Origin of the sequence: Streptomyces buecherae (assembly GCF_014295035.1) — a bacterium.
Taxonomy (GTDB): domain Bacteria; phylum Actinomycetota; class Actinomycetes; order Streptomycetales; family Streptomycetaceae; genus Streptomyces; species Streptomyces youssoufiensis.
Genome location: NZ_CP060404.1, coordinates 7,048,904 through 7,073,362, shown reverse-complemented (window position 1 = coordinate 7,073,362; position 24,459 = coordinate 7,048,904). Strand labels below are relative to the sequence as shown.

Annotated in this window: 23 protein-coding genes; 11 read left to right on the top strand and 12 right to left on the bottom strand. The window is 73.0% G+C overall.

Features of this window, described 5'->3' with window-relative positions; genetic code table 11:
* Window positions 1-239: 239 nt before the first annotated feature.
* Entirely contained in the window at window positions 240-356 is a 117-nt protein-coding gene (locus tag H7H31_RS34675; protein ID WP_254391602.1) for an SGM_5486 family transporter-associated protein, read from the bottom strand.
* A gap of 42 nt (window positions 357-398) precedes the next feature.
* Window positions 399-1,994, bottom strand: a complete 1,596-nt coding sequence (locus H7H31_RS28220) for a CynX/NimT family MFS transporter (protein WP_187063581.1) — start codon at window positions 1,992-1,994, stop codon at window positions 399-401.
* Between the two features lie 192 nt (window positions 1,995-2,186).
* Here H7H31_RS28220 and H7H31_RS28215 point away from each other — a divergent pair, with 192 nt between their 5' ends.
* Window positions 2,187-2,861 (top strand): FadR/GntR family transcriptional regulator, encoded by a 675-nt coding sequence (locus H7H31_RS28215; RefSeq protein ID WP_187063580.1) that lies wholly within the window; start codon window positions 2,187-2,189, stop codon window positions 2,859-2,861.
* A 209-nt stretch (window positions 2,862-3,070) separates the two neighbouring features.
* On the opposite strand, the gene H7H31_RS28210 is transcribed toward H7H31_RS28215, so the two are convergent.
* The 3 genes from H7H31_RS28210 to fabG form a co-directional block, all read right to left on the bottom strand.
* A complete protein-coding gene (locus tag H7H31_RS28210; RefSeq protein WP_187063579.1) occupies window positions 3,071-3,376 on the bottom strand; it encodes a hypothetical protein in 306 nt (101 codons plus the stop codon).
* A 258-nt stretch (window positions 3,377-3,634) separates the two neighbouring features.
* Complete coding sequence (gene fabI / locus H7H31_RS28205; RefSeq protein WP_176160960.1) at window positions 3,635-4,408, bottom strand: enoyl-ACP reductase FabI; 774 nt, start codon at window positions 4,406-4,408, stop codon at window positions 3,635-3,637.
* A 5-nt stretch (window positions 4,409-4,413) separates the two neighbouring features.
* Window positions 4,414-5,118 carry a 3-oxoacyl-[acyl-carrier-protein] reductase gene (gene fabG, locus H7H31_RS28200; protein WP_176160961.1) on the bottom strand — a complete coding sequence of 235 codons (705 nt, stop codon included), beginning with the start codon at window positions 5,116-5,118 and terminating at the stop codon, window positions 4,414-4,416.
* A gap of 356 nt (window positions 5,119-5,474) precedes the next feature.
* On the opposite strand from fabG, the gene H7H31_RS28195 reads away from it, so the two are divergent.
* The 3 genes from H7H31_RS28195 to tyrS all read left to right on the top strand — a co-directional run bounded on the left by H7H31_RS28195 (window position 5,475) and on the right by tyrS (window position 9,783).
* On the top strand, window positions 5,475-6,998 hold the full coding sequence (locus H7H31_RS28195) for a TldD/PmbA family protein (RefSeq protein ID WP_187063578.1): 1,524 nt from the start codon (window positions 5,475-5,477) through the stop codon (window positions 6,996-6,998).
* Window positions 6,995-8,422 carry a metallopeptidase TldD-related protein gene (locus H7H31_RS28190; RefSeq protein WP_187063577.1) on the top strand — a complete coding sequence of 476 codons (1,428 nt, stop codon included), beginning with the start codon at window positions 6,995-6,997 and terminating at the stop codon, window positions 8,420-8,422. Before H7H31_RS28195 ends, H7H31_RS28190 begins: the two co-directional genes overlap by 4 nt.
* Before the next feature lie 92 nt (window positions 8,423-8,514).
* Window positions 8,515-9,783 (top strand): tyrosine--tRNA ligase, encoded by a 1,269-nt coding sequence (gene tyrS / locus H7H31_RS28185; RefSeq protein WP_187063576.1) that lies wholly within the window; start codon window positions 8,515-8,517, stop codon window positions 9,781-9,783.
* Between the two features lie 75 nt (window positions 9,784-9,858).
* Here tyrS and H7H31_RS28180 read toward each other — a convergent pair whose 3' ends face one another.
* Window positions 9,859-10,131: a GlsB/YeaQ/YmgE family stress response membrane protein gene (locus H7H31_RS28180; RefSeq protein ID WP_176160965.1), complete on the bottom strand. Its 273-nt coding sequence runs from the start codon at window positions 10,129-10,131 to the stop codon at window positions 9,859-9,861.
* A 216-nt stretch (window positions 10,132-10,347) separates the two neighbouring features.
* Here H7H31_RS28180 and H7H31_RS28175 point away from each other — a divergent pair, with 216 nt between their 5' ends.
* Window positions 10,348-10,722, top strand: a complete 375-nt coding sequence (locus H7H31_RS28175; RefSeq protein ID WP_187063575.1) for a DUF3099 domain-containing protein — start codon at window positions 10,348-10,350, stop codon at window positions 10,720-10,722.
* A 222-nt stretch (window positions 10,723-10,944) separates the two neighbouring features.
* Window positions 10,945-11,169, top strand: a complete 225-nt coding sequence (locus H7H31_RS28170; RefSeq protein ID WP_176160967.1) for a hypothetical protein — start codon at window positions 10,945-10,947, stop codon at window positions 11,167-11,169.
* Here the strand turns inward: H7H31_RS28170 and moaA are convergent.
* From moaA to H7H31_RS28155, 3 genes are all read right to left on the bottom strand, one after another.
* Window positions 11,152-12,141: a GTP 3',8-cyclase MoaA gene (moaA, locus tag H7H31_RS28165; RefSeq protein ID WP_187063574.1), complete on the bottom strand. Its 990-nt coding sequence runs from the start codon at window positions 12,139-12,141 to the stop codon at window positions 11,152-11,154. The genes H7H31_RS28170 and moaA overlap by 18 nt on opposite strands.
* Before the next feature lie 203 nt (window positions 12,142-12,344).
* On the bottom strand, window positions 12,345-13,967 hold the full coding sequence (locus H7H31_RS28160) for a solute symporter family protein (RefSeq protein WP_187063573.1): 1,623 nt from the start codon (window positions 13,965-13,967) through the stop codon (window positions 12,345-12,347).
* Window positions 13,964-14,311: a DUF485 domain-containing protein gene (locus tag H7H31_RS28155; RefSeq protein WP_187063572.1), complete on the bottom strand. Its 348-nt coding sequence runs from the start codon at window positions 14,309-14,311 to the stop codon at window positions 13,964-13,966. The genes H7H31_RS28160 and H7H31_RS28155 overlap by 4 nt, the downstream gene beginning before the upstream one ends.
* Window positions 14,312-14,731: 420 nt before the next feature.
* Between H7H31_RS28155 and H7H31_RS28150 the strand changes: the two genes are divergently transcribed.
* Window positions 14,732-16,297 carry a S8 family serine peptidase gene (locus H7H31_RS28150; RefSeq protein WP_187059811.1) on the top strand — a complete coding sequence of 522 codons (1,566 nt, stop codon included), beginning with the start codon at window positions 14,732-14,734 and terminating at the stop codon, window positions 16,295-16,297.
* Window positions 16,298-16,412: 115 nt separating this feature from the next.
* Here the strand turns inward: H7H31_RS28150 and H7H31_RS28145 are convergent, their stop codons facing one another.
* Both H7H31_RS28145 and H7H31_RS28140 read right to left on the bottom strand, forming a co-directional pair.
* Window positions 16,413-17,210 (bottom strand): lysoplasmalogenase, encoded by a 798-nt coding sequence (locus H7H31_RS28145; RefSeq protein ID WP_187059810.1) that lies wholly within the window; start codon window positions 17,208-17,210, stop codon window positions 16,413-16,415.
* Window positions 17,207-18,250: a sterol desaturase family protein gene (locus H7H31_RS28140; RefSeq protein WP_187118116.1), complete on the bottom strand. Its 1,044-nt coding sequence runs from the start codon at window positions 18,248-18,250 to the stop codon at window positions 17,207-17,209. The genes H7H31_RS28145 and H7H31_RS28140 overlap by 4 nt, the downstream gene beginning before the upstream one ends.
* A gap of 485 nt (window positions 18,251-18,735) precedes the next feature.
* Between H7H31_RS28140 and H7H31_RS28135 the strand changes: the two genes are divergently transcribed.
* The 4 genes from H7H31_RS28135 (at window position 18,736) to H7H31_RS28120 (ending at window position 23,648) form a co-directional block, all read left to right on the top strand.
* A complete protein-coding gene (locus tag H7H31_RS28135; RefSeq protein WP_187064125.1) occupies window positions 18,736-19,746 on the top strand; it encodes a DEDDh family exonuclease in 1,011 nt (336 codons plus the stop codon).
* Window positions 19,747-19,952: 206 nt separating this feature from the next.
* Window positions 19,953-20,999, top strand: a complete 1,047-nt coding sequence (locus tag H7H31_RS28130; RefSeq protein ID WP_187064124.1) for an SURF1 family cytochrome oxidase biogenesis protein — start codon at window positions 19,953-19,955, stop codon at window positions 20,997-20,999.
* Window positions 21,000-21,028: 29 nt separating this feature from the next.
* Complete coding sequence (locus H7H31_RS28125) at window positions 21,029-22,888, top strand: glycoside hydrolase family 15 protein (RefSeq protein WP_187064123.1); 1,860 nt, start codon at window positions 21,029-21,031, stop codon at window positions 22,886-22,888.
* A gap of 4 nt (window positions 22,889-22,892) precedes the next feature.
* Window positions 22,893-23,648, top strand: coding sequence for an SDR family oxidoreductase (locus H7H31_RS28120; RefSeq protein ID WP_187064122.1), 756 nt, complete (start codon window positions 22,893-22,895; stop codon window positions 23,646-23,648).
* Between the two features lie 174 nt (window positions 23,649-23,822).
* Here the strand turns inward: H7H31_RS28120 and amaP are convergent, their stop codons facing one another.
* Window positions 23,823-24,452 carry an alkaline shock response membrane anchor protein AmaP gene (gene amaP / locus H7H31_RS28115; protein WP_187064121.1) on the bottom strand — a complete coding sequence of 210 codons (630 nt, stop codon included), beginning with the start codon at window positions 24,450-24,452 and terminating at the stop codon, window positions 23,823-23,825.
* Between the last annotated feature and the right edge of the window lie 7 nt (window positions 24,453-24,459).

Genomic DNA, 24,459 nt, shown 5'->3' with positions numbered 1-24,459 from the left:
GCGCGGCCCCCGCGCCCATCCGGTGATCCACCCAGTTGCCCCTGAGCCTGACCCCCTAGGGGATGGTGGTGCTAGCCCCACCACGGCGCCCGGCCGCGCGGGCTCCGCGCCGCGCGCGGGCGGGCCCCGACCTGCGCGCGGGCCGCTCGGCGCGGACGCGGTACCACTGGTCGACGGCGTGCCTCAGGGCGCCGGGCCTGGCGAGGCTCTGGCGGAGACGGCGCCCGGAGGCGGGTGGATCAGGGGGAGGCGATCGTCGCGATGATGCCGATGACGACGGTGATGCCGAGCATGACGCCAAGGATGGTCAGCAGCTTCTTCTGACCGTTCTGGGGGTTCGGGTCGAGAACAGACATGTGGCCCAGTGTCCCACTGCCGGATCGCGGGGCGCGTCGGGGTCAGAGCTCGTTCTCGACGATGCGGTCGCGCCCGGCCAGCACACCCGCGCCGATCTGCAACACCAGCAGCCCGCCCATCAACGCGATCGGCAGGTCCCAGCCGTCGGTGTGCTGGTAGAGCGCCCCGACCAGGAGCGGTCCGGGGATGGAGATCAGGTAGCCGGTGCTCTGCGCGAAGGCCGACAGGCGCACCACCCCGGAGCTACTGCGGGCCCGCATGCCGATCATGGTGAGCGCGAGCGGGAAGGCGCAGTTGGAGAGGCCGAGCAGCACGGCCCAGGCCCAGGCGCCGCCGGCTGGCGCGCTCCACAGCCCCGCGTACCCGACCAGCCCACACGCCCCCAGCGCGACGACGAGCCCGCCCTGGTGGGGCAGCCTGGCCGCGAGCCGGGGCAGTACGAAGGACAACGGCACCCCGAGCGCCATGGTGACCGCGAGCAGGACGCCCGCGGTGGACGCGGAGACGCCGGCGTCCCGGAACATCTGCGGCATCCAGCCCATGGTGATGTACGCGCCGGTGGCCTGGAGTCCGAAGAAGACGGCCAGGGCCCAGGCGGTGGGGCTGCGGGTGATCCGTCGCCCCGGCGTGGCCTGCGGCCCGGCGTCGGCGTCGCCGTCGGCGGCCGACCGCCCCCGCGCGGCGAGCTGACCCTGCGCGGCGGGCTGGCCCTGCGAGGCCGGCACGCTCGCGGCCTCCCGCGCGGGCTCGGCCGAATCGTCCGCGCCAGCCGAACCGCCCGGACCGGCCGGGCCAGCCGTAGGAGTTGAGCCGTCCGCGTCGGCCGGGCCGGCCGGCACCGCGGGGCGGGCGGCGCGGCTGGACCTGGCGATGACGACCCAGGGCAGCACCGCGACGGCGGCCACCACGGTCCACAGCACGAGGCCGGTGCGCCAGTCGCCGCCCAGCGCGTCGGTGAGGGGCACGGTGCTGGCCGCGGCGATGGAGGTGCCGAGGGCCAGCGCCATGGTGTAGACGCCCGTCATCGGCCCGACCCGGTCCGGGAAGCGGCGCTTGACGATCACCGGCAGCAGGATGTTGCTGACGGCTATGCCGGCGAGCGCGAGGGCGCTGGCGAGCAGGAAGCCGACGGTGCCGCCGGCGAACGGGCGGACCAGGACGCCGAGGCCGATGGCCACTAGGCCGGCGCAGACGACGGTCTCCTGGCCCCACTTCCTGGCCAGCCGGGGCGCGGTCAGACCGAAGATCGCGAAGCACAGGGCGGGCATGGAGGTGAGCATTCCGGCGACGGTGCCGCTCATCCCGAGGCCGTCGCGCACCTCTTCGAGGAGGGCGCCGAGGCTGGTGATCGCGGGCCGCAGGTTGAGCGCGGCCAGGACCAGCCCGGCGACCAGCAGCCGGCGCTGCCAGGGCGATCCCGGGAGCGCCGTCCTGGGCCGCTCGCCGGCGGCGGTCGGTGCGCCCTTGCCCGCGATGGCGCCCTCGCCTGCGCTCTCGCGCACGGCGGGCGCGGGCGGCGCGACGGTTCCCGTGTGTCGCGCCGCGCTGTCGCCCGCGGCGGGCGTGCGGCCGTGCTCGGCCGTGGACCGGTCGCGCGCGGGCGTACGCCCGGCCTCCGCAAGGTGGTCTTCTGTCATGCGGCCATCATAGAATCATGGGATGAATCCCTGTCCACTCCGTGCTTCGGAGGTCGCGTCCGCGCCGTCCTCCGCGCGCCACGGCCGGCCGCCCCGTGTGCGGGGCCGCGGCGGGGCGACAGAATGGGGACTTCGCCAGCCCGTCGGACGCCCCCGCCCAGGAGGGTTCGGCCGCCCCCGACCAGGAGAGTCATGCCGCTGACCTCGCCCCGGCGTTCCGCACTCGCCGACCAGGTGATCGCCCAGCTCCGCGCCCAGATCACCACCGGCGAGTGGCCGGTCGGCTCGCGCATCCCCACCGAGCCCGAGCTCGTCGAGCAGCTCGGGGTGGCCCGTAACACGGTGCGGGAGGCGGTGCGCGCCCTCGCGCACAACGGCCTGCTCGACATCCGGCAGGGCTCGGGGACGTACGTGGTGGCCACCAGCGAGCTGGCCGGCGTGATGAACCGCAGGTTCGCCGGAGCCGACCCGCAGCACATCGCGGAGCTGCGCAGCGCGCTGGAGGCGGAGGCGGCCCGGCTGGCCGCGCGGCGGCGGACGGAGCCGGACATGCGCCAGCTCGGCGTCCTCCTGGAGCGGCGCGAGCGGGCCTGGGAGTCCGGGGACGCGGCGAGCTTCGTCGAGGCGGACGGCACGCTGCACATGGCGGTCGTGGCGGCCTCGCACAACGACGTGCTGGCCGAGTTGTACGCGGACCTCGGCATGGTGCTGCGCGAGTTCCTGCGCGCCAACGTCGGCGAGCGGTTGCGTCCGGAGGCGTACGTGGACCACGCGCGGCTGGTGGCGGCGATCCGGGACCGGGACGAGGAGCGGGCCGCGGCGGAGGCGTCGGCGCACCCCTTCGGATGCCGGTTCGTGGAGGCGTGAGGCCGGCGCCCCCGGTCGGGCATCCGCCGCGCCGCGCGCCGTGGCGCGCGTCCGGGGGCGGTGCGACCGTCCAGGGCGGTGCGACCGGCGCCAGGGAGCCAGCACCTGGCGCCGGCCGGATCAGGGGAGCGGGGCCCGCGCCCGGCTCGGGTGCGCCGCGTCCGCGCGCGGATACGAGCGCGGGGGTGCCCCGGGCGCTGGGGCGCTCGTCAGCCGTGCGTGATCCACACGCTCTGGACTTCCTTCCAGCAGCGGTCCGCCAGCGTCACGCCCTGGGTCGGGCCCAGCTCGACGGGGCGACCGTCGACGTCGGGGTCCCACCAGCGGCGGCACTCGATGTGCAGTCGGACGTGGTCCGCGTCCGCGTCCGGGTTGAAGCAGGTCGCGGTTCCAATGCTGCCGCGCACCGCGGTGCGGCAGTCCGCCTCGGTGGGCGCGGCGTCGGCGGGCGGCGTCAGCGACAGGCCGAGGCCGGCCGCGGCCATCGCCAGGGCGGCTATTCGGCGACGGGACATGCGCACGCCGACACCTCTCTTAGCGCGTTGCCGAGGGGTCTCCCCCGACTCCCTCACAGTGTCGCCGGCACGGCCCCGGCGCACGACTCGGGAGGGCCGCTTGAGAAGGGCGCCCGAGACGGAGACCGGAGCTGACCGCGCTGACGACGGACGACGCCCGCCCCGCCGTTCTGGCGGAGCGGGCGTCGTCCCTACGCGCGCGTGCGGCGCCCGGTGGGCGCCGGGTGGCGGTGGCGGTGGGTCAGGCACCCATCGGGGTCAGGCACCCATCATGTGCACGCCGCCGTCGACGTGCACGACCTCGCCGGTGGTCTTCGGGAAGAAGTCCGAGAGCAGCGCGACCACGCCGCGACCAGCGGGCTCCGGGTCGGACAGGTCCCAGCCGATCGGGGCGCGGTGGTTCCACACGTCGGCCAGTTCCTCGAAGCCCGGGATGGACTTGGCGGCCATCGACTTGATGGGGCCGGCCGAGACCATGTTGCAGCGGATGTTCTTGGCGCCCAGGTCGCGCGCGAGGTAGCGGCCCGTGGACTCCAGGGCGGCCTTGGCGACGCCCATCCAGTCGTACTTCGGCCAGGCGATGGAGCCGTCGAAGGTGATGCCCACGACCGAACCGCCGCGCTTCTCCATCAGCGGCAGGCAGGCCATGGTCAGCGACTTGAGCGAGTACGCCGAGACGTGCAGCGCCGTCGAGACGTCCTCCCAGTCCGCCTCCAGGAAGTTGAACGCGCCCTGCGGCCCGAAGGCGATCGAGTGCACCACGCCGTCGAGGCCGGTGTCGTCGCTGGAGTGCTCGCGGATCTTGTCGGCGAGCGAGGCCAGGTGCTCCGGGTTCTGCACGTCCAGTTCGATGACCGGCGCGGGCTTGGGCAGCCGCTTGGCGATCCGCTGCACCAGCGTGACCCGGCCGAAGCCGGTGAGGATCACCTCGGCGCCCTCCTCCTGCGCCACCTTGGCGGCGTGGAAGGCGATGGAGTGATCGGTCAGGACGCCGGTAATCAGGATGCGCTTGCCTGCGAGGATTCCACTCATGTCGTTCAGTGACCCATGCCCAATCCGCCGTCGACGGGAATGACGGCTCCAGTGATGTACGCGGCCTCCTCGGAGGCCAGGAAGCGGACCGAGGCGGCGATCTCCTCGACCTGGGCGTAGCGGCCCAGGGGCACCTGCTTCACGATGCTCTCCCGCTGCTCGTCGCTGAGCACCCGGGTCATGTCCGTGTCGACGAAGCCGGGGGCGACGACGTTCACGGTGATGTTGCGCGACCCGAGCTCGCGGGCGAGGGAGCGGGCGAAGCCCACCAGACCGGCCTTGGACGCGGCGTAGTTCGACTGCCCCGCCGAGCCGAGCAGACCCACGACCGAGGAGATGAGCACGATACGGCCCTTGCGGGCGCGCAGCATGGCGCGGTTGGCGCGCTTGACGACGCGGAAGGTGCCGGTGAGGTTGGTCTCCAGCACGGAGCTGAAGTCCTCCTCCGACATGCGCATCAGAAGCTGGTCACGGGTCACGCCGGCGTTGGCGATCAGCACCTCGACCGGGCCCTGCTTCTCCTCGATCTCCTTGTACGCCTGCTCGACCTGCTCCGGCTCCGTGATGTCGCACTTGACGGCGAGGAATCCGGCCGGCGGCTCGCCGGAGCGGTAGGTGATGGCGACCTTGTCCCCCGCGTCGGCGAACGCGCGAGCGATAGCGAGGCCGATGCCCCGGTTTCCACCGGTGACGAGAACCGAGCGGCTCAAGGGTCCACCCTTTCGATAAGCGGTCTGGATACCCGAAAGCTATCGGTCCCCCGGTCCCGACGGAGAAGCCGCCTCCGACAGGGGCGTACGGCGCGCGCTGTCGGGTCCCTACAGAACCGGCCATCCGACCGGCCAAGGGCCCGCTTCGCGCGCTGACGGCTACGGTGCGTGGATCGGCGCACACCAGCGCGTGCCCGGCCGCTGGCGGGCGTCACGGGTCGCGACGGCGGCCGGGAGGAGAGGCCCCGGCCGCCGCCCCGCCCGGCTCGTCGCGCTGGCACAAAACCATGCCGGACCAGTGCGGCGACATGATTCACTGCCGGGACGAATCGAGTCATCGAGAAGGTGAGGCGCCCGTGGCGCACGAGATTGATGAGACCTTCCTCGCGCTGCCGCTGCGCGCGCTGGCCGATGCCGCGCTCGCACGGGCCCGCGCGCTGGGCGTCGAGCACGCGGACTTCCGCTTCGAGCGGGTGCGCAGCGCGTCGCTGCGCCTGCGTGACGCCAAGCCGGCGGGTTCGTCGGACACCACCGAGCTGGGGTACGCGGTGCGGGTGGTGCACGGCGGGGCGTGGGGGTTCGCCTCGGGCGTCGATCTGACCATGGACGCGGCGGCGCGGGTGGCCGGGCAGGCGGTGGCCATGGCCCGGCTCTCCGCGAAGGTGATCGAGGCGGCCGGCAGCACCGAGTCCGTGCGCCTGGCGGACGAGCCCGTACACGCGGACCGGACCTGGGTCTCCGCGTACGAGATCGACCCGTTCACCGTGCCCGACGCGGAGAAGACCGGTCTGCTGGCGCAGTGGAGCGAGCGACTGCTGGCCGCGGAGGGCGTGGCGCACGCGGACGCGTCGCTGCTGACCGTGCACGAGAACAAGTTCTACGCGGACACCGCCGGCACCGTCACCACCCAGCAGCGGGTGCGGCTGCACCCGACGCTGACGGCGGTGGCCGTGGACCCGAAGAGCGGCGAGTTCGACTCGATGCGCACGCTCGCGCCGCCGGTCGGCCGGGGCTGGGAGTACCTGACCGGCACCGGCTGGGACTGGGACGCGGAGCTGGCGCGGATGCCCGAGCTGCTCGCGGAGAAGATGCGCGCCCCCTCCGTACAGGCCGGCACGTACGACCTGGTCGTCGACCCGTCCAACCTGTGGCTGACCATCCACGAGTCGATCGGGCACGCCACCGAGCTGGACCGGGCGCTGGGCTACGAGGCGGCGTACGCGGGCACCTCGTTCGCCACCTTCGACCAGCTCGGCTCGCTGGAGTACGGCTCCGGGATCATGAACGTGACCGGTGACCGCACCGCCGAGCACGGCCTGGCCACCATCGGCTACGACGACGAGGGGGTGGCCGCCCAGTCCTGGGACCTGATCAAGGACGGGACGCTGGTCGGCTACCAGCTCGACCGCCGCATCGCGCGGCTCACCGGGTTCGAGCGGTCCAACGGCTGCGCCTACGCGGACTCCCCCGGCCACGTGCCCGTCCAGCGGATGGCGAACGTCTCGCTCCAGCCGGCGCCGGACGGGCCGAGCACCGACGAGCTGATCGGCGAGGTGGAGCGGGGCATCTACGTCGTGGGCGACCGGTCCTGGTCGATCGACATGCAGCGGTACAACTTCCAGTTCACCGGCCAGCGCTTCTTCCGGATCGAGAACGGCCGGCTCGCCGGCCAACTGCGCGACGTCGCCTACCAGGCGACCACCACCGACTTCTGGGGCTCCATGTCGGCCATCGGCGGGCCGCAGACCTACGTGCTGGGTGGCGCGTTCAACTGCGGCAAGGCCCAGCCCGGTCAGGTCGCCGCCGTCTCGCACGGCTGCCCCTCCGCGCTGTTCCGCAACGTGAACATCCTGAACACCACGCAGGAGGCCGGGCGATGAGCGCCGCCACGCACCGCACCACCGCGCCGCACGAGATCGTCGAGCGCGCCCTTGACCTGTCCCGCGCCGACGGCTGCGTGGTCATCGCCGACGAGCGCTCCAGCGCCAACCTGCGCTGGGCCCGCAACGCGCTGACCACCAACGGCGTCACCCGCGACCGCACGCTCACGGTGATCGCGACGGTCGACGGCCGCGAGGGCACCGCCTCCGGCGTCGTCTCCCGCTCCGCCGTGACCGCCGACGACCTGGAGCCGCTGGTGCGCGCGGCCGAGGCGGCGGCCAGCGGCGCCGGCCCCGCCGAGGACGCGGGGCCGCTGGTGAGCGGCGGCACGCCGTCGGCGACCTTCAACCAGGCCCCGGCCGAGACCTCGTCCGAGGTCTTCGCGGCGTTCGCGCCGGCACTCGGCGAGGCGTTCGGCCGGGCCCGCGCGGCCGGCCGCGACCTGTACGGCTTCGCCTACCACGAGCTGGTCTCCAGCTACCTGGGCACCTCCACCGGGCTGCGGCTGCGGCACGACCAGCCCAGCGGCACGCTGGAGCTGAACGCGAAGGCGCCGGGGGTGGGCGACGCGGCCGTCCCGCGCTCCGCCTGGGCCGGGCGCGCCACGAACGACTTCACGGACGTGGACCCGCTGGCGCTCGACGCGGAGCTGGCCCAGCGCCTGGAGTGGGCGCGGCGCCGCACGGAGCTGCCCGCCGGGCGGTACGAGACGCTGCTGCCGCCGACGGCCGTGGCGGACCTGCTGATCTACCAGCTCTGGTCGTCGTCGGGGCGGGACGCGGCCGAGGGCCGTACGGTCTTCAGCAAGCCGGGCGGCAGCACCAAGATCGGCGAGCGGCTGGCCAGGCTGCCGCTGACGCTGCGCAGCGACCCGGGCGAGCCCGGCCTTGAGGCGGCGCCGTTCGTGCTGGCGCACAGCTCGGGCGGCGACGCGTCGGTCTTCGACAACGGGCTGCCGCTGGGCCCCACCGAGTGGATCAGGGACGGCGCGCTGTCCCGCCTGGTGACCAGCCGGCACAGCGCCGCGCTGACCGGCCTGCCGGTGGCCCCCGCGGTGGACAACCTGATCCTGGACGGGGGCGGCTCGCGCTCCCTCACCGACCTGGTGGCCGACGCCGGACAGGACGGGCCCGCGCTGCTGCTCACCTGCCTGTGGTACATCCGCGAGGTCGACCCGGCGACGCTGCTGCTGACGGGGCTGACCCGGGACGGCGTCTACCTGGTGGAGCGGGGCGAGGTCGTCGGCGAGGTGAACAACTTCCGGTTCAACGAGTCGCCGGTGGGCCTGCTCTCCCGGGCCAGCGAGGCGGGGCGTACCGATCGGACGCTGTCGCGCGAGTGGGGCGACTACTTCCCCCGGACCGCGATGCCGGCGCTACGCGTGCCCGACTTCCACATGAGCTCGGTCAGCCAGGGCGTATAACCTCGTACCGGAGCGAGCCGGCTCGCCCCAGCGGATCGGGCCGGCCCGCGGACGCTCCAGACGAACAAGCCATACAAGGAGATACGAGAACCGTGACGGACATCGTCGACGACCTGAAGTGGCGTGGGCTCTTCGCCCAGTCCACGGACGAGGACGCTTTGCGCAAGGCCCTCGCGGACGGTCCCGTCACCTTCTATTGCGGCTTCGACCCGACCGCGGCGTCGCTGCACGTCGGGCACCTCGTGCAGGTGCTCACGATGCGGCGGCTCCAGCGGGCCGGGCACCGGCCGCTGGCGCTGGTGGGCGGGGCGACCGGGCAGATCGGTGACCCGCGGCCCACCGCCGAGCGCACGCTGAACGACCCGGCGACGGTCGCGGACTGGGTGACCCGGCTGCGCGCCCAGATCGAGCCGTTCCTGACCTTCGACGGCGAGAACGCGGCCGTGCTGGTCAACAACCTGGACTGGACCGAGGGCCTGTCGGCGATCGAGTTCCTGCGGGACATCGGCAAGCACTTCCGGGTGAACAAGATGCTCACCAAGGACTCGGTCGCCCGCCGGCTGGAGTCCGAGCAGGGCATCAGCTACACCGAGTTCAGCTACCAGTTGCTCCAGGGCATGGACTTCCTGGAGCTGTACCGGCGCCACGGCTGCACGCTCCAGCAGGGCGGCAGCGACCAGTGGGGCAACCTCACGGCGGGCATCGACCTGATCCACCGCCTGGAGCCGCGGGCGTCGGTGCACGCGCTGGCGACGCCGCTGATGACGAAGGCGGACGGCACCAAGTTCGGCAAGACCGAGGGCGGCTCCGTCTGGCTCGACCCGGAGATGACCACGCCGTACGCGTTCTACCAGTTCTGGCTGAACGTGGACGACCGGGACGTGACCCGGTACGCGCGCATCCTCTCCTTCCGGAGCCGGGAGGAGCTGGAGGAGCTGGAGAAGTCGACCGAGGAGCGCCCGCAGGCGCGGGCGGCCCAGCGCGCGCTGGCCGAGGAGCTGACGACGCTGGTGCACGGCGCCGACCAGTGCGCCGCGGTCATCGCCGCCTCCCGGGCCCTGTTCGGGCAGGGTGACCTGGCCGAGCTGGACGCCGCGACGCTGAGCGCCGCGCTGTCCGAACTGCCGCACGCCCGGATGGGCACGCTGGCCCCGGTGGTGGACCTGTTCGCCGCCGTGGGCCTGGTGGCCAGCAAGTCAGCCGCGCGGCGCACGGTGAAGGAGGGTGGCGCCTACGTGAACAACGCCAAGGTGACCTCCGAGGACGCCGTGCCCGACGAGGCGGACCTGTTGCACGGCCGCTGGCTGGTGCTGCGGCGCGGCAAGAAGAACCTGGCCGCGATCGAGGTCGTGGCCGACTGACCGGGTGCCGTCGGGGGCCGGCCGCGCGGCGCGTGGTCGGCCCCCGACGGGGCTGCCCGGTCGTCGCCGACCGGGTCAGGCGTGGCGTTTGCCCTTGATCGATGCCCAGAGCCGGTCGCCGACGCCGACGACGAGCACGGCACCGGCCAGTTGCAGCAGATGCCGAATCCAGTCGATCCCCTTGGTGTCATCCACTCCAATCCCGGCAGCGACCGCGTTGCCGATGATGCTGCCGATGATGCCGAAGATGATCGTCAGCCAGATCGGGATGTTCTGCTTGCCGGGGAGAATGGCCTTGGCCAGCAGGCCCAGGACCAGACCCACGATGATGGCCCACAACCAGCTCATGTCGCCTCCTCTGTCGGCGTGGTGTGCGCATCCCGGTCCAAGTGTCCGACCGGTTCGCCCACGCCGCATGTCAGGAGACGGGCTCGGGGCAAGCCGGCGTCGGCTGAGCGGGCGCATTGGGTGTGCCCCGGTCTCGTACCGGGACCGGCCGCGGCGTACCGTTGACGGTGTCCGGAGCCGGGTACGTTCGACCCGTCAGGTAGGTGGTGGAGCGAGATGCGGAAGCACAACGGCCCCGAGGTCTTCCGGATCACTGGAGCCAGGGAGGGCCTGGCCGATGACGTGCGGCGCAGGCAGCGACGCTATGTGATCTCGATGTCCGTGCGTACGCTGTCCGTCGTCCTGGCGGCCGTGCTGTGGAACGTGGAGCGGCACGTCGCCTTCGTCGCCCTCGCGCTCGGCATCCTGTTGCCGTACTTCTCCGTGGTGATCGCCAACGCGGGGCGGGAGAACGCGCCGCGGCTGCCGTCCACGTTCATTCCGTCCCCCGCCCGGCCCGTGCTGATGGCTCCGAATCGGCCCTCCGCACCGGAATCCGGACACGAGAAGGCGGCGCCTGCTCCGGGCGAGTCCCGGGAGCACCGCGGCTGACCTGGGACGGCGCGGCAACCTCAGGAAAACCTCAGATCAATCACGCGGTTCCGCTGCACCGCACTGGGTCCCGCGTGACATACTTCGTAGGCGCTCCGCATCCCCCGTCGGAGCGACGGACTGACGCCGGGCGGCTCCCCCCGTGGCTGCCCGGCGTCGTCATGTCCAGACCAATATCGGGGCCGCCGATCACCCCGGTTGCCGTCGCGTAGGGTCGCAGTCGTGAACGCGTCCGACACCTCCGATGCCATCTGCTCAGCCAAGGGCTGCCGCGAGCCCGCGGTGTGGGTGCTCGCCTGGAACAACCCCAAGCTGCACACGCCCGAGCGCCGCAAGACGTGGCTGGCGTGCCCGGCCCACCGCGAGTACCTCTCGCGGTTCCTCAGCATCCGCGGCTTCCTCAAGGACACCGTGCCGCTGGCCGAGTGGTCAGCCCCCGATAGCTGACATCGGCCGCTGCGGCTGGAGGAAGGACGGGTCGTCGAGGCCGGAGCCGGCCTTCTTGCCCCACATCGCGCGCCGCCACCGCTCGGCCACCTCGGCGTCCGGCGCCCCGGAGCGCAGCGCGGCGCGCAGGTCGGTCTCCTCGCGGGCGAACAGACAGGTGCGCACCTGGCCGTCGGCGGTGAGCCGGGTGCGGTCGCAGGCGCGGCAGAAGGGGCGGGTGACGGAGGCGATGACGCCGACCCGCGCCGGGCCGCCGTCCACCAGCCAGCGCTCGGCCGGCGCGGAGCCGCGCTCGTCCTCGTTCTCGGGGGTGAGCGCGAAGCGGGTGCGCAGGCTCGCCAGGATGTCCCCGGCGGTGACCATGCCCTCGCGCTTCCAGCCGTGCTGGGCGTCGAGCGGCATCTGCTCGATGAAGCGCAGCTCGTAGCGGTTCTCCAGGGCCCAGGCCAGCAGGTCGGGGGCCTCGTCGTCGTTGAGCCCGGGCATCAGGACGGCGTTGACCTTGACGGGTACGAGGCCGGCGGCGCGGGCGGCGGAGAGGCCGTCGAGCACGTCCTGGTGCCGCTTGCGCCGGGTCATGGTCTGGAAGACGTCGGGCCGCAGCGTGTCGAGGGAGACGTTGACCCGGTCGAGGCCGGCCTCGCGCAGGGCGGTGGCGGTGCGGCCGAGGCCGATGCCGTTGGTGGTCAGCGAGATCTGGGGGCGGGGGGTGAGGGCGGCGCAGCGTTCGACGATGGCGACCAGGCCGGGGCGCAGCAGCGGCTCGCCGCCGGTGAAGCGGACCTCGGTGACGCCCAGCTCGGTGACGGCTATGGAGACGAGCCGGACGATCTCGTCGTCGGTGAGCAGCTCGGGCTTGGGCAGCCAGTTCAGGCCCTCGGCGGGCATGCAGTAGGTGCACCGGAGGTTGCAGCGGTCGGTGAGGGACACCCGGAGGTCGGTCGCGACCCGACCGTAGGTATCGAGCAGCATGGTGGCGACCCTTCTCGCGTGACGCACGACCTGACGTTGCCGGCGGGTCTCCTGTGCCGGAGGGGCCCCGCGTCAAGTGTCTCGCAGCGTACGCGATCTCCCCGTAACCCAACAGAACGTGCGATTGCGGGGAGCGGCCAGGCGCGGCGCGGGCCAGGCGCCGGGTGGCGTCGGGCCCGCGCGGCGGGGGCGGAGCAGCGGGGTCAGTGCGCCCCGTGGCCGGTCAGCGACCGCACCTCAAGCTCCGCGTACTTCTCCCTGTCCACCGGCTCCTTGGAGACCAGCGAGCCGACCCAGCCCAGCAGGAAGCCGAGCGGGATGGAGACCAGGCCCGGGTTCTCCAGCGGGAACCAGTAGAAGTCCACGTCCGGGAACATCGACGACGCCTTGCCGGAGACCACCGGCGAGAAGAGCACCAGGAACACCGAGGAGAACAGCCCGCCGTAGATCGACCACAGGGCGCCCTGGGTGGTGAAGCGCTTCCAGAAGAGGCTGTAGAGGATCGTCGGCAGGTTGGCCGAGGCGGCGACGGCGAAGGCCAGTGCCACCAGGCCGGCGACGTTCAGGTCGCGGGCGAAGACGCCGAGCGCCACGGCCGCGATGCCGATGCCGACCGTCGCCCAGCGGGCCGCGGAGACCTCCTCCTTCTGCGTCGCCTGGCCCTTGCGGATGACGTTGGCGTACAGGTCGTGCGCGAAGGAGGACGAGGAGGCCAGGGTGAGCCCGGCGACGACGGCGAGGATGGTGGCGAACGCCACGGCCGAGATCACCGCGAGCAGGATCGCCCCGCCCGCCGAGTCGGGCCCGCCGCCGATCTCCTGCGCGAGCAGGGGCGCCGCGGTGTTGCCCGCCTTGTTGGAGCTGATGATGTCGGTGCGTTTCAGGAGCGCCGCGGCGCCGAAGCCGAGCGCGATGGTCATCAGGTAGAAGCCGCCGATGATGCCGATCGCCCAGTTCACCGAGCGGCGCGCGGCCTGCGAGGTGGGCACGGTGTAGAAGCGGATCAGGATGTGCGGCAGGCCGGCCGTGCCGAGCACCAGCGCGATGCCGAGCGAGATGAAGTCGAGCTTGGTCGTCGCGTCGATGCCGTACTTGAGGCCGGGTTCGAGGAAGGCGCTGCCGGCGCCGCTGTTGTCCGCGGCCTCGCCGAGCAGCGTCGAGATGTTGAAGTCGTACTTCAGCAGGACCAGGAACGTGATCAGCAGGGTGCCGGCGATCAGCAGCACCGCCTTGACCATCTGCACCCAGGTGGTGCCCTTCATGCCGCCGATCGAGACGTAAAGGATCATCACCACGCCGACCAGCACCACGATGAGGATCTTGCCCGCCTCGCTGGTGATGCCGAGCAGCAGCGAGACCAGCACGCCGGCGCCGGCCATCTGGGCCAGCAGGTAGAAAATCGACACGACGATCGTGGAGATGCCGGCCGCGGTACGCACCGGGCGTTGCCGCATGCGGTACGCCAGCACGTCCCCCATGGTGAACCTGCCGGAGTTGCGCAGCGGCTCGGCCACCAGGAGCAGGGCGACCAGCCAGGCGACGAGGAAGCCGATGGAGTACAGGAAGCCGTCGTAGCCGTAGAGGGCGATGGCGCCGGCGATGCCGAGGAAGGACGCGGCGGACATGTAGTCGCCGGAGATGGCGAGGCCGTTCTGGAAACCGGAGAACTGCCGGCCGCCCGCGTAGAAGTCGGTGGCGTCCTTGGTCTGCTTGCCGGCCCACACCGTGATGCCGAGGGTCACCAGGACGAACGTCGCGAACAGCGAGATAATCAGCGGCCGGTGGTCGCTGACGCCCTCGGCGGCGAGGTGGAGGGTATCCGTCACGACTCACTCTCCAGGCGGGCCTTGATCGCGCTGGCGCGCGGGTCGAGCTTGGCGTTGGCGTGGCGGGCGTACCACCAGGCGATGGCGAAGGTGGACAGGAACTGCAGCAGGCCGAAGACGAGGGCCACGTTGACGTTGCCGACGACCTGCTTGCCCATCAGGTCGCCCGCGTAGCTCGACAGCAGTACGTAGAGCAGGTACCAACTGACGAACGCGATCGTGAGCGGGAAGGCGAACGAGCGGTGGGCGCGGCGCAGTTCGGCGAATTCCTCGCTGGACTGCACCTTGATGTAGTCGGGTCGTCCGGCCTTGCGGTCCGGACCTTGGGGCGGTGCGGGGTCCACGGTCTCTCCTGACGTGGCGACTGGCTGGGGACGGATCACGGGCGGGCGCGGAAGCGGTGAGCGGGGCGACGGGGGCGGCGACTGGCGTGCTGGGCAAGGGCGTTGCCGCCGGGCGCGGGGCGGGGACGGGCAGCGGGTCGGGGGTGGCGGGTGGAGGGGACGGGGCGTCGGGCGGGTGGTGAGTGATCCGGGTCACGCATCGTAGGCCGAGGTAGCGCCGCCGAACAGGGGGGCAGGCGACGGAATCCGAGAAGATCCATTTCGGGATGGTGACGCCGTGTGTCACTCCGTTGGCCGTAACGAGTTTTTCCACGTCAGCCATTGATGGACGGCCTCGCTCGGCGTTAGCTTCACTCGTCATATAACCGGTCCGGTCGCGCTCCGCGCCCGGACGGCCCTGACGACTGATGGGGAGAACCCATGGCTCATCTGCGATCCAGACGCCGGCGCGCCCTGCTCGCGGTGCCCGCAGGACTCGCGCTCACCGCGTCCATCGGGTTCCTGCCCGGCGCGGCCTCGGCCTCCTCGCAGGACGCGCCTTCCTCCGCCAGCGCCCCGCGCGCGGCCGGCCCGGCGTTGTCGTACGTGGTGAACACGGCCCCCGACAAGGCCACCGTCGGCAAGGTCAAGAAGGAGATAGCGAAGGCGGGCGGCACGATCGTCGCCAGCTACCCGAAGATCGGGGTGCTCGTCGCCCACGCGTCGGCGCCCGACTTCGCGGCGCAGATACGGTCCGTCAAGGGCGTGCAGTCCGCGGGCGCGACCCGCACCTCGCCGCTGACGCAGGCCGCGACCACCGAGGTCGGCAAGCCGGAGAAGGTCAAGGCCCCGCGCGCCAGCGCGCAGGGCGCGGCGAAGGCGAGAGCGGCCGGTCAGGAGCCGTTGGAGCCCCTGCAGTGGCACCTGCCCGCGATGAAGGCGGACGAGGCGGCCAAGGTCGACCCGGGCGACAGGAACGTCACCGTCGCGGTCATCGACACCGGCGTGGACGACACCCATCCGGACCTGGCCCCGAACTTCGACCGGCGGGCGTCCGCCAACTGCGCGAACGGCGTCCTGGACACCTCGAAGGGCACCTGGCGCCCGTACGACGCGGACGCGGACTACCACGGCACCCACGTGGCCGGCTCGGTCGCCGCCGCGCGCAACGGGGTCGGCGTCGCCGGCGTCGCGCCGAACGTGAAGGTCTCCGCCATCAAGGTCAGCGACCAGAAGACCGGCCTGTTCTACGCCGAGAACGTGGTCTGCGCCTTCGTCTTCGCGGCCGACAAGGGCGTCGAGGTCACCAACAACAGCTACTACGTCGACCCGTGGATGTTCAACTGCAAGAACGACGCCGACCAGCGGGCCATCCTTGACGCGGTGGGCCGGGCGGCCAAGTACGCGCAGGACAAGGGCGCCGTCAACGTCGCCTCCGCTGGCAACTCCAACTTCGACCTCGGCGGGAAGTCGATCAAGGACACGTCGAGCCCGAACGACTCCCAGGAGGTCGACCGCGAGATCGACCCGGCCACGTGCCTGGACGCGCCGACCCAGTTGCCCGGCGTGGTCACGGTCTCGGCGACCGGCGTCAAGTCGCTGAAGTCGTACTACTCCAACTACGGCCTCAACCCGTCGGTGGCCTCCGGCCAGATCGACGTCGCGGCCCCCGGCGGCGACCGGAACCAGGTGCCCGAGCTGCCCGCCAAGGACGGCCGCATCCTGTCGACCATGCCCGGCGGCGACTACGCCTACCTCCAGGGCACCTCGATGGCGAGCCCGCACGTCGCGGGCGTGGCCGCGCTCGTGCGCAGCACGCACCCGAACGCCAGCCCGCAGGAGGTGCAGTGGCTCCTCAAGCAGCAGGCCGACAACCCGGGCTGCCCGACCGCCCCGTACGACCCGAACGGTGACGGCAAGGCCGACGCCACCTGCACCGGCACCAAGCACGTGAACAGCTTCTACGGCTACGGCATCGTCAACGCGCTGAAGGCCGTCACGCAGTAACGGCGAGCTGGAGGCGTCAGCGGACGCGCGCGGGGCCGGGCAGCCGATCGTCGGCGGCCCGGCCCTCGTGCGTCCGGGACGCGTCGGTGCCCGGCAGCCCGGCAGCCCGGCCGCGCTACGCGCCGCGCCGGGCCGCGCGGCCTGGGCCCGGTACGCCCGCGCCGGAGACCTCGCGCGCCCCGGCCTCCCCCGACGCGCGCAACACCCCCACGGTGAGGGCCAGTTGGGCGCCCCCGTACGTCAGCATGATCCAGAACTGCGGCGCCGGGGGCTGGGGCCAGTCGGCGATACCGGTGGCGATGAGCGTGTCGGAGAGCAGGAACAGGGCCCCGCCCGCCCCCGCCCACGGGCCGAGGCGCAACGCCGCCAGGGCCATGGCCGTCAGCAGCAGGCTGTACGCGGCGACCGGCCCACGCATGTCGGCCGCGAGCCCCGGCCACAGCAGGGCCACCGTGCCCAGCCAGGCCGTCGCGTAACCGGCGGCGATGAGCGCCACCGTGCGGCGGGGCGCGGTGTTCGTGCCGAGGCGGGCGAAGAGGACCAGGTAGCAGACGTGGCCCGCGGCGAAGGAGGCCATGCCGGCGAGGAAGGCCGGCTCGCCGCCGACTTGCAGCAGGGTGTCGCCGCCGCAGCCGAACAGCAGGGCGCCCACGAGCGGTCGCGGCCCGCCCCGCAGCAGCGCGTACGCCGCGAGCGCCGGCATCAACGCGGGCTTGGTGGCGTACTCGACGGGCTCGGCGGAGGCGCCGGAGACGGCCGGGACCAGCAGCGCGGTCAGGTGCGCCAGCGCGAGCAGGACGAACAGGACGGCACAGGAGAACACGGCCCGGCCGTGCCGGTGTCCGCCGGTCAGGTGACCGCCGAACCGGGCGGGCCGGGCGGACCCGGGCGCGCGGGCCGCCTCGCCGCTCATGCGGCACGCTTGACGCGGCGGCCAGGCTCGGCGGCGGGTTGGGCGGGCTCCGCCGCGGGTTGGGCGCCGGTCGCGGGGGGCGGGGGCGCCGGCGAGGCGTCGTCGGCCGTGCGCGTGGCGACGGGGTCCGTGCCCGGGACGACGGGGTCCGTGCGCGTGGCGACGGGGCCCGTGCGCGCCGTGTCGTCGGGCGCGTGGGCGGCGCGGCGGCGTTCGGGCTGCCAGCCGGGGCCGCGGAAGAGGAGGCCCGCGCGCTCGTGCCAGTCGGCGGCGGCGGCCAGGTCACGGCCGATGGCGGCGTACTCGTGGGTGGCGACCCGCAACGGGTTGTAGGTGTGGATGTTCTTGGTGAGGCCGTAGACGGGCCGCTCGGTCTCGGCGACGAAGCTGCCGAACATCCGGTCCCACACGATGAGGATGCCGCCGAAGTTGCGGTCCAGGTAGCCGCCCTGGGAGGCGTGGTGGACGCGGTGGTGGGAGGCGGTGTTGAAGACGTACTCGATCGGCCTGGGGAGCTTGCCGACGCGCTCGGTGTGCACCCAGAACTGGTAGACCAGGTTGACCCCGGACAGGAAGGCCACCGCGGCCGGGTGCACGCCGCACAGCACCAGCGGCACGTAGAAGGGCCAGACCGTCAGCGAGGTCCACGGCTGGCGCAGGGCCGTGGTGAGGTTGAACTTCTCGCTGGAGTGGTGCACCACGTGACAGGCCCACAGGACGCGGACGACGTGGTGGCCCCGGTGCGACCAGTAGTAGAGGAAGTCCTGGGCCAGCAGCATCAGCGGCAGCGTCCACCACAGCACGGGCACGCGCAGCGGGGTGAGTTCGTACAGGGCGGTGTAAATCGCCACAATCGGGATTTTCCACAGCAGGTCGAAGAAGACGCTGCCGACGCCCATCGTCACGCTGGTCGCGGCGTCCTTCGCCCCGTAGCCCGCGGCGTCCTCGTCGGGGCGCAGCCGATAGCTCACCATCTCGATGGCGGTGAGCAGGACGAACGCCGGTATGGACCAGAGCACGGCATCGGGTAGGTGCGGCATGTCCGCACGATAAGGGCGGTCCCGAGGCGATGAACAGATGTTGTTACTGACGAGTTTCGAAACTCGGTAAGTAAGCGCCCCGGCACGGCGTTCGCGTCGCGCCAGCGCGTCGTCCGGCCACCCCGGTGCCGAAGGACCCGCCCGACGCGCGCGCCCCCGCCGCCACCCGCGCCACTCCCCCGGCTCCCCACACGCCGTCGGGGTCGTCGGGGTCGTCGGGGTCGTCGGGGTCGTCGGGGTCGTCGGGGTCGTCGGGGTCGTCGGGGTCGTCGGGGCGTGAACGGCGGGCCGGGCGCCGGGCAACCGCGCTTTTCGGCCGATCAGTTGACGCCACCACATCCCCAGCGAGCCCGCCCGCCAAGGAGGTTGGCCCAGGTCGCACGGGGCCCGGTCGCCGCGACCGGCCCGGGGGCCGCGGCCCCTGACAGGTGCTCGGCCCGCCCGCCGCGACCGAGTGTCAGGGGTGGCCCGTATCCTCGTGAACCATGCTTGAAGACCGACCGGCCGCCGCTCCGCGGATTCCCCCACAGTCCGCCCCGCCACCCCCGTGGCCGACCGCCTACCCCGACGGGTACGCGGTCGTTGACGTGGAGACCACCGGACTCGCCCGCGATGACCGCATAGTGTCGGCCGCCGTCTACCAGCTCGACGCGCGCGGCGAGGTGCAGGACCACTGGTACACGCTGGTCAACCCGCAGCGCGACCCGGGCCCCGTCTGGATCCACGGGCTCACCAGCGCCGAGCTCGCGCGGGCCCCGCTCTTCCCGGAGATCGCCGACGAGTTCGCCCGGCGCCTCGACGGCCGGGTCCTCGTCGCGCACAACGCCGTCTTCGACTGGTCGATGATCGCCCGGGAGTACGCGCGCGCGAGGGGCGCCGCCCCCGTCCGCCAGCGGCTGTGCACCATCGCCCTCTCCAAGGAGCTGGGGCTGCCGCTGGCCAACCACAAGCTGGAGTCGCTGGCCGCGCACTACGGCGTCGTCCAGGAGCGGGCCCACCACGCGCTCGACGACGCGCGCGTGCTCGCCGAGACCTTCCGGCCCAGCCTGCACCTGGCGGCGGCGGCCGAGATCCGCCTGCCGCTGCTCGCCTGCCAGCCGCTCACCGAGTGGTCGGACGCGCCGACCGCCCGCCCGCCGGGGCAGCGCTCCGGGTTCGGCCAGACGAGCTGGCGCCCCAGCCGCAAGCGGCCCGCCTGCCCGTACCCCAACCCCGGCCGGTACGAGCCCGGTGGCCGGTTGGCGCAGGGCATGCGGGTGGCGTTCTCCGGCGACACCTCGGTCGACCGGGAACTCCTGGAGGACCGGGCCGTCGAGGCCGGGATGCACGTGGCGACCAGCGTGTCGCGGCTCACCAGCCTGCTGGTCACCAACGACCCCGACTCGCCCACCTCGAAGGTGGTCAAGGCCCGTTCGTTCGGCACACCGGTGGTCGACGAGGCGGCGTTCATGCAACTGCTCCAGGACGTGGCGCCGGCCCCGACCGGCTGCGGCTGACCGGCGCGCCACCGGGCCCCGCGCGGGAGCGCGCACCCTCGGCCGGGCGCCGTCGAGTGCCGGTCGGGCGTCGGTCGGGCGTCGGTCGACGCGGGCCGGGTGCCGGTCGGGCCGTGGCTCGGCGGGCGAAGATCACCGACGCCGTTGGCCGGCCACGGGGTCGCCCCGCTCACCGCCGCCCCGCGACCGAGTTGTACGGTCATGGGGTGTACCGCTTTCTGTTGACCCGGCAGTGGGTGATCCTCACGCTGGTGGGTCTCGTCCTCATCCCCGTGATGATCGAGCTGGGTTTCTGGCAGTTCGGCCGGCACGAGCAGCGGGTCGAGCACAACGAGCGGGTGTCCAAGAGCCTGGACGCCCCGGCCGTCCCCATCGGCGAGCTGACCGGCGTCGGCCGCGACGTGCCGAAGCAGACCGCCATGCGCAAGGTCACGGTCTCCGGCACCTACGACCCCCGCCACGAGGTGGTGGTCCGCCAGCGCACCGGCTCCGACGACCAGTCCATCGGCTACTTCGTCGTCACCCCGCTGCTGCTGGCCGACGGCAACGCGGTGCTGGTAAACCGTGGCTGGATTCCGGCGCCCGGCAACCTGACCCAGTTCCCGGACGTGCCGGCACCGCCGACCGGCGAGGTCACCGTCACCGGGCGGCTCAAGGCCGACGAGACCACCGGCAGCAGCGGGATCAAGGACAAGAAGGGCCTGCCGCCGCGCCAGGTCATGCTGATCAACAGCGAGCGCCAGGCCGAGACGGTGGGCCGGCCGCTGCTCGGCGGCTACGTGGAGCTGACCGATTCCAAGCCCCGTGGCGCCCACCAGCCGGAGCCGGTCCCGGCCCCCGACACCAGCGGCATCGGCTCCCACATGGCGTACGCCGTCCAGTGGTGGCTGTTCACCGCGGCGGTGCCGGTCGGTTGGGTGGTGCTCTTCCGTCGGGAGCTGCGGGACCAGGCGGCGGCAGCCGCCAAGGCGGCCAAGGACGCGGAGGCCGCGAGGGAGAAGGCGGCGGCCGAGCCCGAGGCCCCTGGCGCCAGCGACGCCGCCCCGGCCGCCGCCGGCGCCGACACCACTTCCCGCCCCTATGCCCAGGCTGACGCCGCGGAGCCCGAAGCCGAAACCGCGGAGCCCGGAGCCGAGGCCGCGAGGTCCGACGCCGGGCCCGACGCCAAGGCCGACATGGAACCGGGTGCCGAGCCCGTCGCGCCCGCCGAGCACACCGCGTCCGTGGCCCGGTCGGCTGCGGCTTCGGACTAGGGCCCAGCTCAGCGGGAACCAGTTCGGGCATGGCCCAACCCATCGAGGACTACGCCGTGATCGGCGACCTCCAGACCGCCGCGCTGGTCGGTCGGGACGGTTCGATCGACTGGCTCTGCCTGCCCCGCTTCGACTCCGGCGCCTGCTTCGCGGCGCTGCTCGGCGACCGCGACAACGGTCACTGGACCCTGGCGCCGGCCCCCGACGAGGGCACGGAGAACACGACAAGCACCGACGGCTCCGACGGCACCAACGCCACCGACGACGGAGACGGCGTACCCGCCCGCTGCGCGAGCCGCTCCTACCTGCCCGACACGCTGATCCTGGAGACCGTGTGGGAGACCGCCACCGGCTCCGTCCGGGTGTACGACTTCATGCCGCAGCGCGACCGGACCCCCGACGTCATGCGCATCGTGGAGGGCGTCACCGGCCACGTGTCCATGCGCAGCGTGCTGCGACTGCGTTTCGACTACGGGCACGTGGTGCCGTGGATGCGCCGGTGTGACGGGCACCGCGTCGCCGTCGCCGGCCCCGACTCGGTCTGGCTGCGGAGCGTGCCCGAGGTCCACACGTACGGGCAGGACTTCAGCACCCGCTCCGAGTTCACCGTCGCGGCGGGCGAGCGGGTGGCGTTCGTGCTGACCTGGCACCCCTCGCACGAGTCGCAGCCCGACCTGGTCGACCCGTACGAGGCCCTGGAACAGAGCCGCGAGGACTGGCAGGAGTGGGCCGCGAAGTGCACGTACCAGGGGCCCTACCGCGAGGCCGTGATGCGTTCGCTGATCACGCTCAAGGGGCTCACCTACGCCCCGACCGGCGGCATCGTCGCGGCGCCGACCACCTCGCTGCCGGAGGAGCTGGGCGGCGTGCGCAACTGGGACTACCGGTACTGCTGGCTGCGGGACTCCACACTGGCGCTGAGCGCGCTGGTGCGGACCGGGTACATCGAGGAGGCCGGCGCCTGGCGTGACTGGCTGCTGCGCGCGGTCGCCGGCGACCCGGCCGACCTGCAGATCATGTACGGGCTCGGCGGCGAACGCCGGCTGCCCGAGGCGGAACTCGACTGGCTGACCGGGTACGCGGGCTCGGCACCGGTACGGATCGGCAACGCCGCGGTCCACCAACTCCAGCTCGACATCTACGGCGAGGTCATCGACTCCCTCGCCCTCGCCCGCAGCTTCGGGCTGCGGAACAAGCCCACGGCGTGGAGCTTGCAGAACGCCTTCCTGGAGTTCCTGGAATCGCGTTGGCGCGAGCCCGACGAGGGGCTGTGGGAGGTGCGTGGCCCGCGTCGGCACTTCGTGCACTCCAAGGTGATGGCCTGGGTCGCGGCCGACCGCGCGGTGCGCACCATGGAGCGTGACCCCTCGCTGCCCGGCGATCCGGACCGCTGGCGCGCCATGCGGGACGAGGTGCACCGCGAGGTGTGCGAGAAGGGCTTCGACGCCGAGCGGAACACCTTCACCCAGTCGTACGGCTCGACGGAGCTGGACGCGGCGACGCTGCTCATCCCCCGGGTCGGGTTCCTGCCGCCGCACGACCCGCGCGTCGTCGGGACGGTGGACGCGGTCCGCGAGGAGCTGTGCGAGGACGGCCTGCTGCTCCGCTACAGCACGGACGGCACGTCGGTCGACGGGCTGCCCGGCACGGAGGCGCCGTTCCTGGTGTGCTCGTTCTGGCTGGCGGACGCGCTGTACCTGATCGGCCGTACGGAGGAGGCCACGACCCTGTTCGAGCGGCTGCTCTCGCTGCGCAACGATGTCGGCCTGCTCGCCGAGGAGTACGACGTCCACCGCGGTCGGCAACTCGGGAACTTCCCCCAGGCGTTCAGCCACATCGGCCTGGTGGGTACCGCCCTCGCGCTGTCGGGGCGGGCCACGGCAGACTGAGGCCATGGATCTTGGACTCAAAGACCGGGTGTACGTCGTCACGGGTGCCACGCGCGGCCTCGGCAACGCCACGGCACGCGAACTGGTGGCCGACGGCGCGAAGGTCGTGATCACCGGCCGCGACGCCGACCGGGTGGCCGCCGCCGCGCGCGAGCTGGGGCCGAACGCGTACGGCCTGCCGGCGGACAACGCCGACCCGGGCGCCGCCGAACGGCTGATCGCCACCGCCCGGGAACGCTTCGGCCGCTTCGACGGCATCCTCATCAGCGTGGGCGGCCCGCCCGCCGGCTCGGCGGCCGGGAACACCGACGACCAGTGGCAGGCGGCCTTCGAGTCGGTGTTCCTCGGCGCGGTGCGGCTGGCCCGCACCGCGGCCGCCGAGCTGACCGCCGGCGGCGTGATCGGCCTCGTGCTCTCCGGCTCGGTGCGCGAGCCGATCCCGGGCCTGACCATCTCCAACGGGCTGCGCCCCGGGCTCGCCGGCTTCGCGAAGTCGCTGGCGGACGAGGTGGGCCCGCGCGACATCCGGGTGGTGGGCCTGCTGCCCGCGCGCATCGACACCGACCGGGTGCGGGAGCTGGACGCGTCGACGGGCGACGCGGACGCCGCGCGCGAGCGCAACGTCGCGAACATCCCGCTGGGCCGCTACGGCACCGCGCGGGAGTTCGGCCGCACCGCCGCGTTCCTGCTCTCGCCGGCCGCCTCCTACCTGACGGGCCTCATGGTGCCGGTGGACGGCGGGGCGCTACGCGGCCTGTAACCCCGGCCGGGATCGCCGCTCCGACGACGCCGCCGCTTTCTCGCTTCGCGGCGAGGAGCGGCGGCCCCGGCGACGGCCCGACGGCCCGGGCTCCGGGTGCGCGGGCGCCGGGCACCCGGAGCCCGGGCACGTCAGCTCCGAGCCCGTGGACTCCGGGCGCGCGAGCGGGGCGCGTCAGCTCACCCGTTCCGCCCGGTGGCGCACCGCGCGCATCCTGACCTCGGCGGGCAACCGGTCGAGGCCCGCCGACGCCCGGGCGTGCTCCAGGGCCTCGGCCCGCAACCGGGCCAGCGTCTCGGCGGGTTGGGCGTGTGCGGCGAGCACGAGCCGCACCCGGGCCTCCGGGGCGGTGCGGCGTCCGCGCAGCGTGACGCGCGCGCGGTCCACCCCGTCCATCGCCTCCGCCTCGGCGGCCAGCACGCCCTCCAGGGCCCGGCCGCGCAACACCGCGCCCTCCCCCTCGCCGCTGGCGACCAGCACCTCGCGCAGGCGCCGCCGCCGCGCCTGGGCCAGCAGCCACCAGAGCGTGAGCAGGACGATCAGCGCGAGGGCGGCGATGACGGTGGGCCACCACCAACCCTCGTCCCGCCAACGCCGCCGATCGTCATGGGTCAGCAACACGTCGTCGGGCCCGTCGAAGGGCCAGCTCCCGGGCAGACCGAAGTTCCACCGGCGCGGCAGGTCGAGCCCGCCGACCAGGACGGCGGCCCCCAGCGCCAGCAGGAGCAGCCCGGCCAGGCCGAGCAGCACCCGGTTGACGACCCGCACCCTGGAACGCCCCACCCGTACCGGCTTCGCCGCCATCTTCCGC